Below are 18874 nucleotides of genomic sequence, written 5' to 3' on the forward strand. Positions count from 1 at the left end.
CTCGCTCTACGGTTTGTAGGACGACAGGAAGTTCCCCAGTCGTTCGACGGCCTGCGTGAGCACGCGCGCCTCCGGAAGCGTGACGATGCGCACGTGGTCGGGTGTCGGGAAGTTGAAGCCCGTTCCCTGCACGAGGAGGACGTGTTCGGCCACGAGGAAGTCGTAGACGAACTTGGCATCGTCATCGATCTCGTACACGTCCGGATCGAATCGCGGGAATGCATAGAGCGCACCCTGCGGCCGCACGCACGACACGCCGGGGATCGCTTCAAGACCCTCCCAGGCCGCATCCCGCTGCTCGTGAAGGCGTCCCATCGGCGCGATCAGCGCATCGATCGACTGGACGCCCGACAGGGCCGCCTGCACCGCGTGCTGCGCGGGCACGTTCGGGCACAGCCTTGTGGAGGCGAGGAGGTTGATGCCTTCGAGGAACCCGGCCGCGTGCGCCTGCGGACCGGTGATCACCAGCCAGCCCGAGCGGTAGCCGGCCACCCGGTAGGTCTTCGACAGACCGTTGAACGTCAGGCACAGCAGGTCGGGCGCAATGGTCGCCATCGGAATGTGCTCGACGTCATCGAACAGGATGCGGTCGTAGATCTCGTCCGCGAGGATCAGCAGCGAGTTCTCCCGGGCGATCTCGGCGACGCCCTCCAGCACCTCGCGGGAGTACACCGCGCCGGTCGGATTGTTCGGATTGATGATCACGATGGCCTTGGTGCGCGGGGTCACCTTCGCGCGGATGTCCTCGAGGTCGGGATGCCACCCGTCGGACTCGTCGCAGCGGTAGTGGACGGGCGTGCCTCCGCCGAGGCTGGTCATCGCCGTCCACAGCGGGTAGTCGGGCGCGGGGATGAGCACCTCATCGCCTTCGTCCAGCAGGGCCTGCATCGTCATCGTGATGAGTTCGGAGACGCCGTTGCCGAGATAGACGTTGTCAGGGTCGACCTTGGGGAAACCCGGGAGCTGCTCGTAGCGATACACCACGGCCCGACGCGCCGACATGATGCCCCGGCTCTCGCTGTAGCCGTGCGCGTGCGGGATCGCCTCGATCATGTCGCGAACGATCTGATAGGGCGCTTCGAAGCCGAACGACGCCGGATTGCCGGTGTTGAGCTTGAGGATCGTGTGACCCTCGGACTCGAGTCGCCCGGCCTCCACGAGCGCCTGGCCGCGGATCTCGTACAGCACGTTCTTGAGCTTGGAGGATTGATCGAGATGACGAAGCGGACTCATCGCCTCAGAATAGCTTCGCCCCGACGAAGCCAATAGCCACGATGTGGACCGCGCGGAACGGGAGCGTGCCCGGCCTGAGCCGCGACGCGATCCCGCTCCCTACTTCTTGTTGGTCGCCCTGCGCTGCGCGCGGTTCTGCGGTGCTGCCGCCGCGGCGGGAGACGGCGTGCGCTGACCGAAGGCACCGCGGGGCGCCTCTTCGGCCGCCGCGGGCTGAGGGGCGCCGGCCTGTGCCGCGGCTGCGGCCGCCTGGCGCACCTTCGTCGTGGCGGCCTGCTGGACCTGTCCGCGCTCGTTGCGCACCTCCACCTCGCCGGCGTCGTTCGCGGCGGAGTACTCCAGACGCTGGCCTTCGGCGGGACCGGCACCCAGGCCCTTCGCCTCGACCTCGGCGACCTGGTCGTTCTCACCCCGTCGCACCTCGACCTCGAGGTTGAACAGGTAGCCGACCGACTCTTCCTTGATCTGCCCCATCATCGACTGGAACATCTGAAAGCCCTCGCGCTGGTACTCGATGAGCGGGTCGCGCTGGGCCATCGCGCGCAGGCCGATGCCGTCTTTGAGGTAGTCCATCTCGTACAGGTGGTCGCGCCAGCGGCGATCCAAGACCTGCAGCACCACACGGCGTTCCAGCTCGCGGGTTGCAGCTTCGCCGAGCTTCTCCTCGCGGTTGCGATAGGCGATGCGCGCGTCCGAGAGGATCTCGCGCTTGAGGCCCTCCGCCGTGATGCGGCCCTTCGTGCCCGCCTCGGCGACGACCTCGTCGATCGTGACGCCGACGGGGTAGAGCGTCTTGAGCTCCGTCCAGAGGGCGTCGAAGTCCCAGCTCTCGGTGTGACCGGAGCCGGTGTGGTCGTCGATGACGGCATTGATGGCGTCCTCGACGAAGTGCTGCACACGATCGGACAGGTCATCGCCCTGGAGCATGTGCCGACGGTCGCCGTAGATCGCCTCGCGCTGACGATTGAGGACGTCGTCGTACTTGAGGACGTTCTTCCGGATCTCGGCGTTGCGGGACTCCACCTGACCCTGCGCGCTGCGGATGGCTCGCGAGACCATGGTCGACTCGATCGCGACGTCGTCCGGGAAGTTGGTGCGGGCGAGGATGGCCTCGGCTGCGCCCGACTGGAACAGGCGCATCAGGTCGTCCGTCAGCGAGAGGTAGAAGCGGCTCTCGCCCGGGTCGCCCTGACGGCCGGACCGACCGCGCAGCTGGTTGTCGATCCGGCGGGATTCGTGACGCTCCGTGCCCAGCACGTACAGACCGCCGACCTCGACGACCTTGCTGCTCTCCTCGGCGACCGTGTCGCGCATGCCCTCGTAGACCGAATCCCATTCGGACTCGTATTCGTCGGGGGTCTCGACCGGATCGAGCCCCTTGGCCTTCATCTCCTGAACGGCCAGGAACTCGGCGTTGCCGCCGAGCATGATGTCGGTGCCTCGACCGGCCATGTTGGTGGCGACGGTGACCGCTCCGAAGCGGCCCGCGCGAGCGACGATCTCGGCCTCGCGGGCGTGGTTCTTCGCGTTGAGCACTTCGTGCTTGACGCCCTTCTTGGCGAGCAGTCGCGAGAGGTACTCGCTCTTCTCCACGCTCACGGTGCCCACGAGGACGGGCTGCCCCTTCTCGTGACGGACCGCGATGTCCTCGACCACCTGGGCGAACTTCGCCTCCTCGTTCTTGTAGACGAGGTCGGACTGGTCCTTGCGGATCATCGGCTTGTTCGTCGGGATCGGGACGACGCCGAGCTGGTAGGTCGACATGAACTCCGCCGCCTCGGTCTCGGCCGTTCCGGTCATGCCGGCGAGCTTGTCGTACAGCCGGAAGTAGTTCTGGAGGGTGACGGTGGCCAGCGTCTGGTTCTCAGCCTTGACCGGCACGTTCTCCTTGGCCTCGATGGCCTGGTGGATGCCCTCGTTGTACCGGCGGCCGACGAGGATGCGGCCGGTGTGCTCATCGACGATCATGACCTCGTCGTTCATCACGACGTAGTCGGCGTCGCGCTTGAACAGCGCCAGCGCCTTGATGGAGTTGTTGAGGAACGAGATCAGCGGGGTGTTCGCCGACTCGTAGAGGTTGTCGATGCCGAGGTAGTCCTCGACCTTCTCGATCCCGGGCTCGAGGACGCCGATGGTGCGCTTCTTCTCATCGACCTCGTAGTCCTCCCCCGCGACGAGGGTCTTGGCGATCTTCGCGAACTCCACGAACCACCGGTTCGCCTCGCCCGACGACGGTCCCGAGATGATCAGCGGTGTGCGCGCCTCGTCGATGAGGATCGAGTCGACCTCGTCGACGATCGCGAAGAAGTGCCCGCGCTGCACGAGGTCCTCTTCGCGCCACGCCATGTTGTCGCGGAGATAGTCGAAGCCGAACTCGTTGTTCGTGCCGTACGTGATGTCGGCGTTGTACTGCGCACGACGGACCTCGGGCGTCTGGCCGGACACGATGACACCCGTGGTCATCCCGAGGGCACGAAGGATGCGGCCCATGAGCTCGGACTGGTAGCTCGCGAGGAAGTCGTTGACCGTGACGATGTGCACGCCCTGGCCGGCGATCGCGTTGAGGTACGAGGGGAACACTCCGGTGAGCGTCTTCCCCTCACCCGTCTTCATCTCGGCGATGTTGCCGAGGTGCAGAGCCGCGCCACCCATGATCTGCACGTCGTAAGGGCGCTGGCCGAGCGTGCGCTTGGCGGCTTCGCGCACAGCGGCGAAGGCCTCCGGCATGAGCTGGTCGAGAGTCTGGCCCGCAGCGAACCGCGCGCGAAGCTCGGCGGTCTCGCCACGCAGCTCCTCGTCGGTGAGCTGGGAGTAGTCCTCCTCGAGGGCGTTGACGGCCTTCACCACCTGCTGCAGCCGCCGGATGACGCGGCCCTCACCGGCGCGGAGCAGTTTCTCGAGAGGATTTGCCACGGAAAGATCTCCATCTGTCGGGTGCGACGTCCTGGTTGCCACATCGCGATGCTGCGTCGTCGGACGACAGGCATACCCGCCCATGTTATCCGTCCGTGACCTTGGAGTGGGCTGAGGATACCGTCGGCCGACGCGCCGGACTGAGCATCCCGGTCCCCTGGAGACGATGTGCCAGACTCGGGAACTGCATACCCGGTATGCATGGAAAGGGGCAGGCGTCGGTGTCGGTACGACAGAGCCTCCTGGCGATCCTCGAGCAGGGCCCCTGCTACGGCTATCAGCTGCGCGCGGAGTTCGACCGCCGCACCGGGTCCACGTGGCCGCTCAACGTGGGGCAGATCTACAACACCCTCGACCGACTCGAGCGCGACGAGCTCGTCGTGAAGGCCGGTGCCGACGAGCACGGTCACGTCTACTACGAGATCACGGCGTCGGGTCGCGCCACGGTGCAGTCCTGGTTCGGCGGCCCCGTTCCGCAGCCGGACGGCACGCGGAAGGAGCTGCCGATCAAGCTCGCGATCGCGGCGACCCTTCCCGGCGTCGATGCCCGGTCGATCATCCGCACGCAGCGCTCCGCATCGACAGCACGACGAGACGCACTCATCCTCGCCGGAGCCAGAGACGAGCGCGAGTCGGATGACAGCGAGGCTCTGGCGAGGGCGCTCGTGCGCGATGCGATGATCTGCGACGTCGAGGCCGACCTCCGCTGGCTCGACCGCGCCGAGCAGCGCCTCGACGGGCAACCGCGCCACGCGCTGGCTCTCGGGCTCGCCGCCGATCGACCCAAGCGCGGCCGGCCGTTGAAAACGGCGACGGCATGAGCGTCCGCGTCGCTCGACCGGCGTCGCGCTCGGAGCGAACACGCGCCGACCCACCCCGCGAGCCCTCGTAGGATTGCACAATGGCGGGATTCTGGGGCAAGCGGCGCAAAGAAGAGCAGGCTCAGCAGGATGCGCAGGACGCCGATCTCGGCCGTCGTGCGCAGGCCGCCCTCGTGCAGGCCGACGAGCGGATCCGACTCACCACCGACGAACTCGCCTTCGCCGAGGCCGAGTTGGGGACGGATGCCACGGCAGAACTCCGCGCCGCTCTCGAGGCCGTGCGCACCCATCTCGCCGAAGCGTTCCATCTCCACCAGCTCAACCACGACGAGATCCCCGACACGCGGGAGGAGCTGCGCACGCGCAACGCCCGGATCGAGCAGTTGTGCACCTGGGCGAACGACCTCCTCGATCAGAAGACGTCTGCACTGGAGGAGCGCATCGCGACCGTCCGGCGCGCACCCGAGATCATCGCGGGCGTCCGAGCCGATGTCGAGCGACTGCGAGAGCGTCTGCCCGACGCGCGGGCCGTGATCGCCCGCGTCGCGAGCAGGTACAGCGACGACGCGGTCCACACCGTCGCCGACAACGCCGACGAGGCCGAGCGACTGCTCGACTTCGCCGTTCATGGTGCCGACGTCTCCGAGCGACGCCGCGCGGCGGAGCAGCGGGAACAGTCGCTGCTGGCGCTGGAGACGGCCACCGAGGCGGTCCGGCGCGCCACGACCCTGTTCGACGCGATCGATGACTTCGAGGTGGAGGCTCTCCGCGCGCAGTCCACCCTCGCCGACATGGTGGCGGACTCGCGCGGCGACCTCGTCGCCGCCCGGACCGCGCCGCAGGTGCCGGCGGTCAAGTCCGCGGTCGCCGCACTCGAGCGGGCGCTGGGCGCGCTCGCCCCCTCCGGCGCGAAAGCCGACCCGTTCACCGAGCTCACGCAGCTGCGTGAGGCCAACGCAGGACTCGACGCAGCGATCGAGAAGGCCCGGGAGCGCGAAGCACGGCCGCTTCCCACCGTGGACCAGATCCGGCACGCGGTCGACGACGCCGACCACCAGCTGGCCGTCGCCCGCAGCGTGATCGCCGGCCACCGCGGGTGGATCGGTGCCGATGCGCGCACGCGACTGGCGGGGGCCGAGCGGGTCCGCATCGACATGGAGGCACTGCCCGACGACGAGGACTCTCGGGAGCAGGCGATGCTCATGGCGCGACGCACGGCGACGCTCGCCAGTGAGGCGCTCCAGCTCGCCCAGCGCGACATCGATTCTTCCCGTCCGCAGGACCCCGGCGGCTGGGGCCAGGGCGGCGGTCGAGGACAGGTCGGCGGCGGGAACCCCATGGGCGGCATCCTCGGCGGTCTTGTCATCGGCAGCCTGCTGGGCGACTTCTTCGACTGATCCCCGCCGGGCCGGGCGCTCTTCACGGCGCGGCGATCGAGTGACCGAGAGGGGGATGCCGCGAGCCGCGGCATCCCCCTCTCGCGTTCTCGTGCGCTACGACGCGAGCTGCTGCGGCGGCGCGAGGGTGGTGAGTGAGATCACACCGTAGTCCCAGCCCTTGCGACGGTAGACGACGCTCGGGTGGTCGCTGCGGGCGTCGATGAAGAGGAAGAAGTCGTGGCCGACGAGCTCCATCCGGTCGACCGCCTCCTCCACCGTCATCCATTCGGCGTCGAAGTTCTTCGTACGGATGACCACGGGGGTGTAGTCGTCCTCGCTCTCCGGTCCCGTGATGATCGGCACCTCTCCGGTGGCGACGGCGCGGAGCACCTCGACGGAGGCAGGCTCGACGTCGATCCCCTGGAGTTCACCGGTGGACTTCTCGAATTTCGCGCCGCGGGGGTGGTTGCGGGCGTCCACCCGCTTGTCCTTCGCGCGGCGAAGCTGCTCCGCCATCTTGTCGACGGCCAGATCCAGGGCCGTGAACTTGTCGCCGTCGACCGCTTCCGCGCGGACGATCGGGCCCTTCCCCGTGAGCGTGAGCTCGACGGTCTCATCCTCGACCCGACCGCTGTGGTACGCGCGGTGGGTCACCTTGATCTCGAGGGTCTGCGCCCGAGGTGCGAGGTGCTCGATGCGGACGGCCTTCTCTTCGACGACCCCGCGGAAGCGATCGGTGATCCCCACTCCCACGCCGACGATACTGGTATCCATCTTTGACCTCCTTGTTCCGGTCGGCCCGGTCAAGGGCGGACCATCAGTCGCCTTGTGTCCCCCAACGCTAACCACATCGTCGTCCGGTGTCACGCGTGAGTTCGCAATGTGTTCACCCCGCGTTCGCCTCGCCGCGTCGTGGCGGCGATCGTGGCCGCGCCGACGACGTCGGCCCCGGCGTGTCGCAATGCGCGCTCTGCCTCGGCGAGCGTCGCCCCGGTCGTGACCACGTCGTCGAGGATCATCACACGCAGCCCGGTGCTCGGCGGCGCCGACAGGCTCCCCGCCACGTTGCGACGGCGCTCGTCGCGGCCCAGTCCCCGCTGGTCGGCTGTTCCGCGGACGCCGTGCAACAGCGGTTCGACGTGCACTCCCGCCCGGTGCGCCACGAGCTCGACGACCCGGTATCCCCGGCGACGGAATGCCGCCCGGGAGGTGGGGAGCGGCACCAGCGTCACCCCGCGAGCCGCCTCGGCCGCGTGATCGTCGAGCGCCGCGACCACCGCGCCGAGCAGTGCGGGGGCGAGGTCTCGCGCCAGCGCCGTGCGCCCGTCTTCCTTGAGGGCCCTCACGACGCGCGCGGCGACACCCTCGAAGGCGAGCCCCGACCAGACGGGAAGACCGGTCTCGAGGCGCTGTCGCCGCACGGAGGGTGCGAGGGTCGCACGACACGACCCGCACAGCGTGACATCCACCGCGCCGCACCCGGCGCACTCCACGGGGAAGGCGAGCGCCAGTGCGCCCGCGAGAGCCTCCCGCACCGGAAGGGGAAGACGTGTCACACCGCCAGAATGCGCGACCCGACCCACCGGCGAGGGGCGGGCGCGGCATCCGTGCGGTTCTTCCGCGTCCGTGCGGGTGGGGAGGAGCGGCGCTCCTACTGGGGTTGCCCCTGCTGGGTCGCGAGCACGTCGATGCCGCTCGCGGTCTGCTGCCAGTTCGACCCCCGGCGGATGTACAGTGCGCCGTCCGAGCCGCGGAGGCGGACCGTCGTGGACTGGTTGGCGCCGGCGATGCTCACCGCCGAGACCGGCGCGTCCGTCGAGGTGACGGGTCCTCCGACGCGCTGCGTCGAGACCACCGAGCGGTCGCCGTCGGAAGAGAGGATGCCGACGGTCGTGTTGTCGAGCCACGTGAGGGCGACCCCGCGACCGACGGCGGGCCCGAGCAGCAGGGTCTCGGCGCTGAGTCCGAGAGGTACGCCCTTCGCGTCGCGCACCACGCCGGCGACCCAGGTGGCGCTGCGGCCTCCGGTGGTGATGACCGCTGCCAGCCGCGCACCGTCGTGCGAGAGCGACATCGCCGAGATCTGACTCGCCCCGCTCCACGTCGCCGGGAACGGGATGGGCTGGCCCGCCTCATCGAAGACGACGGTGGTGGATGCCGCGTCCCGGGGCACGCTCCAGGTGTAGCCGAACGGGTCGACGGTCGGGTCGATCAGGTCGGGGCGGGTGTCGAGGGCCGTGACGGCGCCGTCCGCGTCGACGCGGAACACGCCCTCGCCCGCGAGCCGGACGGCCGCGAAGTCGCGGTTCGGCGAGACCTGGGCCGCGACGGGCGCCGGCACGACCTGCATCATGGCGTCGGACAGGCCGCTGATCGGATCGAGCTCGGCGCCGGTGAGGAAGCCGAAGTCGTCGCCGGTGAGCACGAGGGGGGATGCCGAGACGGACGTCGAGCGCACGGCCTGCGGCTCAGCGGGCAGCGCTGTCGAGCCGACGGTCATCTCGACCGCGGTGATCGTCGCCGTCGCAAGGGTGGCGTCGAGCTGCGTCTGCATCCGGCTGAGCGTCGAGGCGTCGAGGTCGAGCGCGGCGGTGTTGAAGGACACGTCCGCCACATTCGAGATCACCGGCACCGATCTGGGTTCCAGACTCACGCTGTCCGGGAAAGCCGAGGCGACGGCGCCGCTCAGCCACGGACTCGGTCCGTTGAGGAGCTCGGCCGTGAGCACGGTCGCGAGGGTGTTGGTCGGCGGAAACCAGCGCACGTCGGGCACGAGGTACTGCCACGTGGGGTCGAAGAACATGAGGGAATACGGCCGGTACACGCGCGTGAAGAAGTCCTGATCGAGGACGACCCCGTCGGGCGCCGCGGAGATGCGCCACTCCCCGTCCTCCTGGACGAGGGCGAACTGCAGCACGGTGGTCTCGGAGTCCGCGAGCGTATAGGCGCCTCTCTCGTCGACGTTGGCCACCGACGTCAGCGTCAGCGAGACCGCGTCGTCGGCGTTCTCGGTCGCTCGGCGGTCCCCCTGCACGTCGATCGTGACACTGGCGGTGGGATCCCACTGGTTGCGGAACGAATCCGTCAGGAACAGCCGCGCCCTGCTCCAGTCGCCGGCGGGGCCCGACCCCGCGCGGACGAAGCCGTCGACGATCTGCTCCGCGGTCGCACCGGGCTGCGGCCGGTCGGGGACGAACGAGAAGTCCGGGGCCTCGGCGGCGTCCGTGGGCTCCCGCCCGACATTCACCGGTCCGCTCGTGGGCAGCCCCGTGCACGCGGCGAGCACGAGGACCAGCGCGGTCGCCACCAGCGCGGTCATGGCGCGACGGGATCTCATGAGCCCTTCCTCGCTGTCGGCGATGAGGTGTCCGTCAGGATCTCGATGGGCTGGGTCAGCCCGAGGGCGTCGACGGCCGACACCCCGTCCTCCCCCGGATCGAGGTCGATGGGCGACGTGCCGCGCAGGTGCCCGCCCTGCCTCGGGAGGGTGAGCACGAAGTTCGTCCCCCGACCGAGCTCCGACCAGACGCCCAGTTCGCCGCCGTGGAGCCGCGCGTCCCCGAGCGCGATCGAGAGACCGAGGCCGGTGCCGCCGATCGTCCGTCGACGCGACGGGTCGGCCCGCCAGAAGCGGTCGAACACCCGCTCGGCATCACTGGGCTTCATACCGAGGCCGTAGTCGCGGACGCCGATCGCCACGGAATGCTGGTTGCTGTCCACGGTGACGACGATGGGGCGTCCCTCCCCGTGCTCGATCGCGTTGCCCAGCAGATTTCGTGCCACGCGGCGCACTCGGCGCGGGTCCATCTCCACCGGGGAGTATCCGCCGGGGGCCACCAGCCGGAGGTCGGTGCCGTGCTGCTCGGCGAGGGGACTCATCGATTCGATCACGTCCTCGGCCAGATGAGCGAGGCTCGTCGGCTCGAGCTCGAGCTGCACCGATCCGGCGTCGTAGCGGCTGATCTCGAGCAGATCGGTCAGCAGCGTCTCGAACCTCTGCACCTGGGCGTTCAGCAGCTCCGCAGCGCGGGCCGTGCCGGGATCGAACTCGTCCCGATGGTCGTTGATCATGTCGGCGGCCAGCCGGATGGTCGTGAGGGGTGTCCGCAGCTCGTGCGAGACGTCTGAGACGAACCGCTGCTGCACGAGCGAGAGATCAGCCAGCTCTTTGATCTGCGATTCGATGCTGTCGGCCATCGCGTTGAACGACCGGCCGAGGATCGCGAGCTCGTCCTCGCCGCGCACCTCCAGGCGCACGCCGAGGTCGCCCGAGGCCAGTTGCGCGCTCGTCTCGGCCGCCTCGCCGATCGGCGCGGTCACCGACCGCAGCACGAACCAGGAGATCAGGCCGACGATGACGACGAGCGCGAGACCCACGAGCCACAACGTGCCCGTGATGAAGCCGAGTGTCTGCGGCGCGGTGCCGAGGTCGTAGGCGAGGTAGAGCTCGTAGGCACCGACCCCGGGAACCTCGAGCTGCTGACCCACGACGATGCCGGGCACGCTGCCGCCCTCGATCGTGGGGAGGGCGACGGACTGCCAGAACTGCGTCTGCGGCGTGGCACGCACGGCCGTCTGCAGGGGCGCGGTGATCACCCCCTCCTCGCTCAGCGGGAAGGAGGTGAAGTCCTGCGGGGCGAGGGACGACGTCGCGGTGTCGATGCGGAAGGCGGCGATCGACTCGCTGCCGGACTGCTCGACGATCGTGCCCTGCACGCTCGTCATGAGGCTCTGCAGCTGCGCGGAATCGCCCTGCACGGCCGCGTTGTCCAGGGCGAGCTGGGCCGATGCCGTCGCCCGACTCGCGTTGGAGGTGACCTGGTCGAGGCGGGAGGTGAAGAGGTCGTTCTGGATGGCCAGGGCCATCCAGACACACGCGATAAGGATCGCCAGCGCGGTGAGCGCCAGGGTGATGAGCACCGTGCGGAAGCGCAGCGACCGCCTCCACAGTCGCGCGAGCGTCGTGGGCCAGGAGCGCCAATCGCGCCATCCCCCGCTGAACGCCCGCGAGTGCGACGGCCGCGTCGTGGACACCGGTCGGGCGAGGGATGCCTCGCCCTCCGGCAGCGCCGAGCCGCGCGCCATCTGCGCCTCAGACCACGGCGCCGGCGCGGTAGCCCACGCCGCGCACCGTCGTCACGATCGTGGGGTTGTCGGGATCCTTCTCCACTTTGGCGCGCAGCCTCTGGACGTGCACGTTGACCAGCCGGGTGTCGGCCTTGTAGTGGTAGCCCCAGACCTGCTCGAGCAGCATCTCGCGCGAGAAGACCTGCTGCGGTTTCTCGGCGAGCGCGACGAGCAGCTCGAACTCGAGGGGGGTGAGCGCGATCGCGTCGTCGCCGCGGCGCACCTCGTGGGCGGCGACGTCGACCGACAGGTCGCCGATGCGCAGGGTCTCGCTCACGGCTTGCGCTGCGGGGCGCAGACGCGTGCGGATGCGCGCGACGAGCTCTTTGGGGTTGAACGGCTTGACGATGTAGTCGTCGGCGCCGACCTCGAGTCCGCGCACCACGTCGGCGGTGTCGGTGCGTGCGGTGAGCATGATGATCGGTATTCCCGATTCCGCGCGCACGCGGGTGCAGATCTCGATACCGTCCATGCCCGGAAGCATCAGATCGAGGAGGATCAGATCCGGGCGCTCGGCGCGCCAGATGTCGACCGCCTGCGCACCGTCGGCGCAGAACACGGTCTCGAATCCCTCCGTGCGGAGCACGATGCCGATCATCTCGGCGAGAGCGGTGTCGTCATCGACCACCAGGATTCGTGAACTCATCGTGTAACGCGTCATCCTTCTGTGCGTTTCGGTCGCCTATGCGGCGGTGTGCGCTTTCCCCATGCGCTCTCACAGCGTAATCGACGCCGGGCTCGGCAACACCGATCCGGGCCGGGGGTCGTGTGACACGATAGTGAACCAGTCGCACCCCAGAGGAGATCACGTGAGCGCGTACCCGGCCTGGACGCCGGCATCCCGACCGGGAATCATCCCCCTGCATCCCCTGACATTCGGCACCATCCTGGGCCGCTCGTTCGCGGCCCTCCGTCACAACCCGAAAGTGCTGCTCGGCTTCGCCCTCGGAGTCCAGGTGCTGGCGTATCTGCTCCTGATCGTCGGAGTGGGCGCCGCCGCGTGGGCGTCGTTCTCCCGACTCGACACCCTTCGGGTCGGCACGGACGACTACAACGCGGTGCTGGCGGGATCGACCGTCATCACGGCGGTCAGCGCATTCGTGCTGGGACTGCTCGCCGGCGCGCTGGGCGTCGTCGTACAGGGCGTCGTCGTGAGCGAAGTCGCGCACGCCGCGCTCGCCGAGCGGCTGCCGCTGCGCACACTCTGGCGTCGGGTGAAGCCGGTGTTCTGGCGACTCATCGCCTACACACTGATGCTCACCCTGGCCCTCGTCCTGGTGATCGGCATCGTGGTGGGCGGCATCGTGGCGATCGGCTTCGCCGCACTTCCGGTGGCGGTCGGCCTTTCGGTCCTCGTCCTGCTCGCCGCGATCCCCCTGTCGCTCTGGCTGTCGACCAAGCTGCTGCTGGTGCCGGCGACAATCGTGCTCGAGCACGCGCGGATCGGCGAGGCCGTCCGGCGATCCTGGACGCTCATCCGCGGTCGTTTCTGGGTGGCACTCGGCGTCACGGTGATCATCTCGGTCGTCTTCGGCGCCATCAGCCAGGTCATCAGCATCCCGTTCTCGTTCCTCACTTCGGGATTGAGCACCGTGATCGCCCCGACCGGAGACCCGGAACCCAGCGCGATCGTGGCGATCATCATCGGGGCGGTGCTCACACAGGTGGTGACACTGCTCCTGCAGTCGGTGGCATTGGTCGTCCAGGCCACCGTCGCCACGCTCGTCTACATCGACAGCCGCATGCGCCGCGAAGGACTCGACCTGGATCTGCTCGCCTACGTGGAGCGTCGGGACGCCGGAGCAACGGGCCTCCCGGATCCCTATCGCGAGCACGTGGGGCGGCAGATCGCTCCGCGCGCCGCCGTCCCTGCCGGCCCGCCGTACCCGTACCCCGCGCAGGGGTACGGGCCGTACCCGAGCCAGGGGCACGCGCCGGCGGCCCAGGGTTACGCGCCCGCGCCGCAGGGATACGCGCCGCCCCCCCAGGGGTACGCGCCTCCCCCACCCCAGGGGTACGCGCCTCCGGCGGAGGGCACCCTGCCCCCGCCGCCGGGCGACGCGCCGGCGCCCGCGACGCCGACCGAAGCGCCGACGACGGCCGCACCCCCGGCCTGGACGCCGCCCGGCACGGCACCCGCCGACCGCGAGGCGCCGTGATCCTCACCGGCTTAGCCGCCGCGTCGTCGGCGATGTCCGTGGCCGCCGCGTTCGATCCTGTGGCGCCGGACGGCGACGATGCCCGCCGCTGGGCGGAACAGGAGCTGTCCGACCCGGTGTACGCCGAAGCGCAGCCCACAGCCCTCGATCGCGTGGCAGAAGCGATCGGTCGATTCTTCTCCGATCTCTTCCGCACCGACGTGGGCGACGGCTGGGGCTCGGCCCTCGCAGTGATCGCCACGATCGTCGTGGTCGTCCTGATCGTCGTGGCGTTCCTCATCTGGGGTCGGCCCCGCATCACTCCGCGGTCGAGGGCCGGCGCGTCGGATCTCTTCGGCGAGGACGATCGGCGAAGCGCCGACGAGCTGCGCCGCGACGCGGCATCCCGTGCCGCCGCCGGCGACTGGACACCGGCGATCATCCTGCGGTTCCGCGCCCTCGCGCGCGCCGTGGACGAGCGCGGCGTCGTGGACAACCCGCCGGGCGCGACCGTGCATGCCTTCGCGCGTGCGGCCGGTCGCGCGTTCCCCGAGCACCGCGCCGCCCTCGATGAGGCCGCCGCCGCCTTCGACGACGTCCGCTACCTGCGACGCCCGGGAACCGCCGCCCTGTACGTGCGGGTGGGCGACGTCGACGACGCGGTCTCGGCGGCGCGGCCGGTGCCGCCCCGCCTCTCATCCGCCGGCGCGCCGGCGTGACGTTCGCGCCCGCCGGGACCGCCCCCGCACAGACCCCTGCCCCGGTGACCTCCCCGGACACCGGGACCGCCGCGTCCACCCGCCGCAGATCGGCGCTCGCGTGGGGCGCCATCGTCGCCGTTCTGGTGCTCGTCGGCATCGCGGGGACGCTCCTCGCCAGCGCGGGCCAGTGGTCGCAGCGCGGGGTGCTCGATCCCGAGTCCGCGGGCCCGTCGGGGACCCGCGCACTGGTGCAGATCCTGCGGGATCGGGGTGTCGAGGTGACGATCGCGCGCGATCGCGACGCGGCGCGGTCGGCCCTGGCGCAGGGCGAGGCGACTCTGGTCCTCGCAGACACCCCGCTCCTGTCGGATGACACGCTGCGCCGCACCGCGGATGCCGCGACCTCGGTGGTCCTCATCGATCCCCGTGCCCGCAGCCTCCGCGTGCTGCTCCCCGGCAGTTCTCCGGGGGGCGTCGCGGCAGCGGAGGCGCTCGCCCCGTCGTGCGATGTCGGTGCGGCCGACCGATCAGGCGACATCGACGGGGCAGCGCTCTTCCGGCCCGGTGCCGGGGTCGTGGGCTGCTACCCCGAGGGCGAGGGGTACGGTCTGCTCACGGACGGGACGACCTCCGCGGTCGACGGCGCGGCCCTCTTCACGAACGCCGCACTTTCGTCACGCGGCAACGCCGCCCTCGCGATAAACCTGATGGGGCAGCATCCGAAGCTCGTCTGGTACATCCCGTCCGCGGGTGACACCGACCGGACGAGCGGCTCGCTGGGCGCGCAGACCCCCGATTGGGTCGCCCCGAGCATCGTCCTCCTCCTCTGCGCCGGGGTGGCAGCCGCCCTCTGGCGAGGACGACGGTTCGGCCCGCTGGTGGCGGAGCGGCTCCCCGTGACGGTGCGCGCCGCCGAGACCATGGAGGGTCGCGCCCGCCTGTACGCACGATCGCGCGATGCCGTGCACGCCGCCGATCAGCTCAGGATCGGCACGCTGGGGCGTCTTGCGCAGCTGCTCGCGCTCGGACCGTCCGCGGATGCCGCGGTGATCTCGGACGCCGCGGCCTCTCGCCTGAGCGCCGACCGCGGCGTGGTCCGCGCCGTCCTGATCGATGATCTCCCCCGCACCGACGCCGACCTGGTCGCTCTGAGCGACCGCCTGCGCGATCTCGAGAACGCCGTGCGCACAGCCGTGCGGCCGGAAAGGAACCGACCGTGACCGAGCACGATCCCATCCCCCTGCCCGACCCGATCCCCGCCGCCGGACACGACGACGATGCGCTCCGCGAAGCGATGAACCGGGTGCGCCTCGAGGTCGGCAAGGCCGTCGTCGGCCAGGACGGCGCGGTCACGGGTCTGCTGATCGCCGTGCTCGCCCGCGGGCACGTGCTGCTGGAGGGCGTCCCGGGCGTCGCCAAGACGCTGCTCGTGCGCACGCTCAGCCGCGCGCTCGGCCTCGATACGAAGCGCATCCAGTTCACCCCTGATCTGATGCCCGGCGATGTCTCGGGTTCGCTCGTCTACGACGCCCGCACCGGGGAGTTCGAGTTCCGCGAGGGGCCGGTGTTCACCAACATCGTGCTGGCCGACGAGATCAACCGCACGCCGCCGAAGACGCAGGCCGCGCTCCTCGAGGCGATGGAGGAACGCCAGGTGTCCAGCGATGGGGTGACGCGCGCGCTGCCCGATCCGTTCCTGGTCGCCGCGACGCAGAACCCGATCGAGCACGAAGGCACCTACACGCTTCCCGAGGCGCAGCTGGACCGGTTCCTCCTCAAGCTCCTCATCGAGATCCCGTCGCGGGACGCCGAGATCGATGTGCTCCGGCGGCACGCGGCGGGGTTCGACCCGCGCGCCCTCGCCGACGTGCACGCGGTGATCGGCGCCGACGAGATCACCGCCGCGCAGCGGGCCGCGGCGTCCGTCACGGTCTCGGACGACGTCCTCGCCTACGTCGTCGATCTCGCTCGCGCGACGCGCGAGAGCCCGTCCGTCCAGCTCGGGGTGAGCCCCCGAGCGACGACCGGTCTGCTCGCCGCCGCCAAAGCCTGGGCGTGGCTCGTCGGGTCACCCGCCATCACCCCCGACCACGTCCAGACGATGGTGGTACCCGCATGGCGGCACCGCATCCGCCTGCGCACCGACGCCGAGCTCGAGGGCGTGTCGGTCGACGCCGTGCTCGGATCGGTCATGCAGCAGACGCGCGTACCGATCTGACTCCCGGTCGACGCACCTTCTCCTCGCCGCATCCACTCGCTTCCACCGCAAGGATCCGCATGTACCTCACCGGCCGTCTGCCGTTGCTCGTCGGCCTCGGCGTGATCCCGGTGATCCTCCTCGCCGTCGCCGGTGCCGACCCCTGGCTCTGCATGGTCGGCTGGCTGCTGCTGTGCGCGGGCGTCGCCTGCGCGGATGCCGCGGCCGCCGCCGATCCGCGCCTGGTCGACATCGCCCGCACGATTCCCGGTCGGGTGCTGCTCGGTGAGGGCGTGCAGACCGAACTGCGCGTCCGCAACACGGGGTCGCGACTCCTGCGCGGACGCCTCCGCGACGCATGGCAGCCCACCGCAGGCGCCCCTCTCGCACGGGCGGTGATCGAGATCCCCCCGGGAGAGAGCAGGCGGGTGTCCATCCCCCTGCGACCCCGCCGTCGTGGTGAGCTGACCTCGCGGTTCGTGGTCATCCGCGCCGATGGTCCCCTCCGCCTCGCGGGACGCCAGGGGCGTGTCGATGCCCCCGCCGCCGTGCGCGTGCTGCCGCCCTTCACGTCGCGGCGCCACCTTCCTTCGCGCCTCGCCCGCCTGCGGGAGATGGACGGGAACACGAGCGTGCAGATGCGCGGCCAGGGCACGGAGTTCGACAGCCTGCGCGAGTACGTCCGAGGCGACGACGTCCGCTCGGTCGACTGGCGCGCGACCGCGCGCGCGGGCAGCACGATGCTGCGCACCTGGCGGCCGGAGCGCGACCGTCACGTCGTCGTGCTCATCGACACCGGACGCACGTCCGCCGCTCGCGTCGGCGATGGGGTGCGCCTGGACGCCGCGATGGAAGCAGCTCTTCTGCTGTCGGCCCTCGCGACCCGCGCGGGCGACCACGTGCACCTCGTGATGTTCGACCGAGTCGTGCGTGCCCGCGTGACGGGCGTGGACGGAGCTCCGCTGCTCCCGGCTCTCGTGGACGCCATGGCGCCGGTGCAGCCCCAGCTGATCGACACCGATTGGGATGCCGCGTTCGCCCAGGTGCGCGCGCTGACCTCACGGCCCTCGCTGGTCGTTCTGCTCACCGCACAGGACGCACCCGAGGCCGCTCGGGGCCTCCTCGGATCGCTGACATCGCTCACCCGTCGCACGCTCGTACTGGTCGGGAGCGCGACCGATGCCGAGCTGCACGACGTCGCCGGCGCTCGCGGAGACGCCGCCGAGGTCTACCGGGCGGCCTCTGCCGAGCGTGCGATCCGCGACGCCGAGCGTTTCGCGTCCGCCGTCGGCCGGGCCGGCGCCGAGGCGATCGCCGACACCCCCGACGATCTGCCCCCGCGGGTCGCCGACCGGTATCTGGCACTCAAGGCGACCGGTCGGCTCTGAGCTCACCCCGTCACGCGACGTCGCAGGCGGTCATCGATGCTCGTGCCTCACTGTGAATCGGCTGGGAAGCGGCTACGCTCGCGATCGAGGCTGAAAGGAGCTCTCTCATGCCAGATTCGAACCCCGCGGTCAATCCCAGCACCGCGACCAAGCTGATCGCCGAGGCGCTCGGCACCTTCCTGCTGGTCTTCGGTTCCATCGGAACCGCCCTGTTCGCGGCGAACTTCGGCGTGAGCGACAACGGCACCTCGCTCGGTGTCGGCTTCGTCGGCGTCGCGCTGGCGTTCGGCCTGACCCTCATGGCCGGCATCTACGCCTGGGGCCCGATCTCGGGTGGTCACTTCAACCCCGCCGTGACGTTCGGTCTGGCCGCCGCGGGCCGCTTCCCCTGGCGAGAAGCCCCCGGCTACATCGTCGCCCAGATCGTGGGCGGCGCCGTCGGCACGTCGATCATCGTCCTCATCGGGCTCTCCGGCCCCGACGGCTGGCTGAGCGCCGCACAGGACGGCGGCTTCGCCAGCAACGGATACGGCGACAGCTCGCCCGGCGGCTTCGGCCTCGGTGCCGCCATCGTCGCCGAGATCGTGTTCACCGCGATCTTCATCCTCGTGATCCTCGGGGTGACGAACGAGAAGCGCGGTGCCGGACAGCTCGCCGGGGTCGCGATCGGATTCACGCTCGTGTTCATCCACCTCGCGTCCATCCCGATCGACAACACCTCCGTGAACCCCGCCCGGTCGATCGCCACGGCGATCTACGGCGGCGGCGATGCGCTCGGCCAACTCTGGGTGTTCATCCTGTTCCCCCTCGTCGGCGGACTGCTCGCGGGCTTCCTGCACCGCGGCCTGTTCGAGCCGCGTCCGGCGTCGACCCAGCCTTCCGAGGCACGCCAGGGCTGACACCCCACACACGGAAGCGGGGGGGGGGAAAGGGGGGGGGGGGGTTTCGTCTTGGGGGGAGAAAAGAAGGAGGGAAAG

General features: G+C 70.2%; 15 protein-coding genes. 8 read left to right on the top strand and 7 right to left on the bottom strand.

Translation table 11 applies throughout. The features are described 5' to 3' along the window. Nucleotides 1-6 precede the first annotated feature (6 nt). Both ACFM35_RS08570 and secA read right to left on the bottom strand, forming a co-directional pair. The gene (locus tag ACFM35_RS08570; protein ID WP_378840915.1) at nt 7-1233 is read right to left on the bottom strand and encodes a pyridoxal phosphate-dependent aminotransferase; all 1227 of its coding nucleotides are present in this window, start codon (nt 1231-1233) and stop codon (nt 7-9) included. Nucleotides 1234-1332: 99 nt separating this feature from the next. Further along, nucleotides 1333-4146, bottom strand: a complete 2814-nt coding sequence (gene secA / locus ACFM35_RS08575) for a preprotein translocase subunit SecA (protein ID WP_378840918.1) — start codon at nt 4144-4146, stop codon at nt 1333-1335. Nucleotides 4147-4367: 221 nt separating this feature from the next. Between secA and ACFM35_RS08580 the strand changes: the two genes are divergently transcribed. Next, nucleotides 4368-4967 carry a PadR family transcriptional regulator gene (locus ACFM35_RS08580; protein ID WP_378840920.1) on the top strand — a complete coding sequence of 200 codons (600 nt, stop codon included), beginning with the start codon at nt 4368-4370 and terminating at the stop codon, nt 4965-4967. Between the two features lie 80 nt (nt 4968-5047). Continuing rightward, on the top strand, nt 5048-6364 hold the full coding sequence (locus ACFM35_RS08585; RefSeq protein WP_378840922.1) for a hypothetical protein: 1317 nt from the start codon (nt 5048-5050) through the stop codon (nt 6362-6364). A gap of 96 nt (nt 6365-6460) precedes the next feature. On the opposite strand, the gene hpf is transcribed toward ACFM35_RS08585, so the two are convergent. The 5 genes from hpf to mtrA form a co-directional block, all read right to left on the bottom strand. Beyond that, nucleotides 6461-7120, bottom strand: coding sequence for a ribosome hibernation-promoting factor, HPF/YfiA family (gene hpf / locus ACFM35_RS08590; protein WP_378840925.1), 660 nt, complete (start codon nt 7118-7120; stop codon nt 6461-6463). 89 nt (nt 7121-7209) lie between these two features. Then, complete coding sequence (locus ACFM35_RS08595; protein WP_378840928.1) at nt 7210-7902, bottom strand: ComF family protein; 693 nt, start codon at nt 7900-7902, stop codon at nt 7210-7212. A gap of 95 nt (nt 7903-7997) precedes the next feature. Further along, nucleotides 7998-9683 (bottom strand): LpqB family beta-propeller domain-containing protein, encoded by a 1686-nt coding sequence (locus ACFM35_RS08600; RefSeq protein WP_378840930.1) that lies wholly within the window; start codon nt 9681-9683, stop codon nt 7998-8000. Beyond that, a complete protein-coding gene (gene mtrB, locus ACFM35_RS08605) occupies nt 9680-11431 on the bottom strand; it encodes an MtrAB system histidine kinase MtrB (RefSeq protein ID WP_378840933.1) in 1752 nt (583 codons plus the stop codon). The genes ACFM35_RS08600 and mtrB overlap by 4 nt, the downstream gene beginning before the upstream one ends. Before the next feature lie 7 nt (nt 11432-11438). Further along, nucleotides 11439-12119: an MtrAB system response regulator MtrA gene (gene mtrA / locus ACFM35_RS08610; protein ID WP_378840937.1), complete on the bottom strand. Its 681-nt coding sequence runs from the start codon at nt 12117-12119 to the stop codon at nt 11439-11441. 163 nt (nt 12120-12282) lie between these two features. Here mtrA and ACFM35_RS08615 point away from each other — a divergent pair, with 163 nt between their 5' ends. The 6 genes from ACFM35_RS08615 (at nt 12283) to aqpZ (ending at nt 18796) form a co-directional block, all read left to right on the top strand. Continuing rightward, nucleotides 12283-13632, top strand: a complete 1350-nt coding sequence (locus ACFM35_RS08615) for a DUF7847 domain-containing protein (RefSeq protein WP_378840939.1) — start codon at nt 12283-12285, stop codon at nt 13630-13632. Then, nucleotides 13629-14330 (top strand): DUF4129 domain-containing protein, encoded by a 702-nt coding sequence (locus ACFM35_RS08620; protein WP_378840942.1) that lies wholly within the window; start codon nt 13629-13631, stop codon nt 14328-14330. The genes ACFM35_RS08615 and ACFM35_RS08620 overlap by 4 nt, the downstream gene beginning before the upstream one ends. A gap of 44 nt (nt 14331-14374) precedes the next feature. Then, entirely contained in the window at nt 14375-15532 is a 1158-nt protein-coding gene (locus ACFM35_RS08625; protein WP_378840944.1) for a DUF4350 domain-containing protein, read from the top strand. 74 nt (nt 15533-15606) lie between these two features. Then, nucleotides 15607-16530 carry an AAA family ATPase gene (locus ACFM35_RS08630; protein WP_378840969.1) on the top strand — a complete coding sequence of 308 codons (924 nt, stop codon included), beginning with the start codon at nt 15607-15609 and terminating at the stop codon, nt 16528-16530. A gap of 59 nt (nt 16531-16589) precedes the next feature. Next, nucleotides 16590-17897 carry a DUF58 domain-containing protein gene (locus ACFM35_RS08635; protein ID WP_378840947.1) on the top strand — a complete coding sequence of 436 codons (1308 nt, stop codon included), beginning with the start codon at nt 16590-16592 and terminating at the stop codon, nt 17895-17897. Between the two features lie 107 nt (nt 17898-18004). Further along, complete coding sequence (gene aqpZ / locus ACFM35_RS08640) at nt 18005-18796, top strand: aquaporin Z (protein ID WP_378840949.1); 792 nt, start codon at nt 18005-18007, stop codon at nt 18794-18796. The last annotated feature ends 78 nt before the right edge of the window (nt 18797-18874 follow it).

Origin of the sequence: Microbacterium songi (assembly GCF_042747925.1) — a bacterium.
GTDB lineage: Bacteria > Actinomycetota > Actinomycetes > Actinomycetales > Microbacteriaceae > Microbacterium.

What these genes read in the sequence shown, in the direction of transcription:
- ACFM35_RS08570 (WP_378840915.1), bottom strand. Translation starts at nt 1,233, where the DNA reads ATGAGTCCGCTTCGTCATCTCGATCAATCCTCCAAGCTCAAGAACGTG.
- ACFM35_RS08585 (WP_378840922.1), top strand. Translation starts at nt 5,048, where the DNA reads ATGGCGGGATTCTGGGGCAAGCGGCGCAAAGAAGAGCAGGCTCAGCAG.
- hpf (WP_378840925.1), bottom strand. Translation starts at nt 7,120, where the DNA reads ATGGATACCAGTATCGTCGGCGTGGGAGTGGGGATCACCGATCGCTTC.
- ACFM35_RS08600 (WP_378840930.1), bottom strand. Translation starts at nt 9,683, where the DNA reads ATGAGATCCCGTCGCGCCATGACCGCGCTGGTGGCGACCGCGCTGGTC.
- mtrB (WP_378840933.1), bottom strand. Translation starts at nt 11,431, where the DNA reads ATGGCGCGCGGCTCGGCGCTGCCGGAGGGCGAGGCATCCCTCGCCCGA.
- mtrA (WP_378840937.1), bottom strand. Translation starts at nt 12,119, where the DNA reads ATGAGTTCACGAATCCTGGTGGTCGATGACGACACCGCTCTCGCCGAG.
- ACFM35_RS08630 (WP_378840969.1), top strand. Translation starts at nt 15,607, where the DNA reads ATGAACCGGGTGCGCCTCGAGGTCGGCAAGGCCGTCGTCGGCCAGGAC.
- ACFM35_RS08635 (WP_378840947.1), top strand. Translation starts at nt 16,590, where the DNA reads ATGTACCTCACCGGCCGTCTGCCGTTGCTCGTCGGCCTCGGCGTGATC.
- aqpZ (WP_378840949.1), top strand. Translation starts at nt 18,005, where the DNA reads ATGCCAGATTCGAACCCCGCGGTCAATCCCAGCACCGCGACCAAGCTG.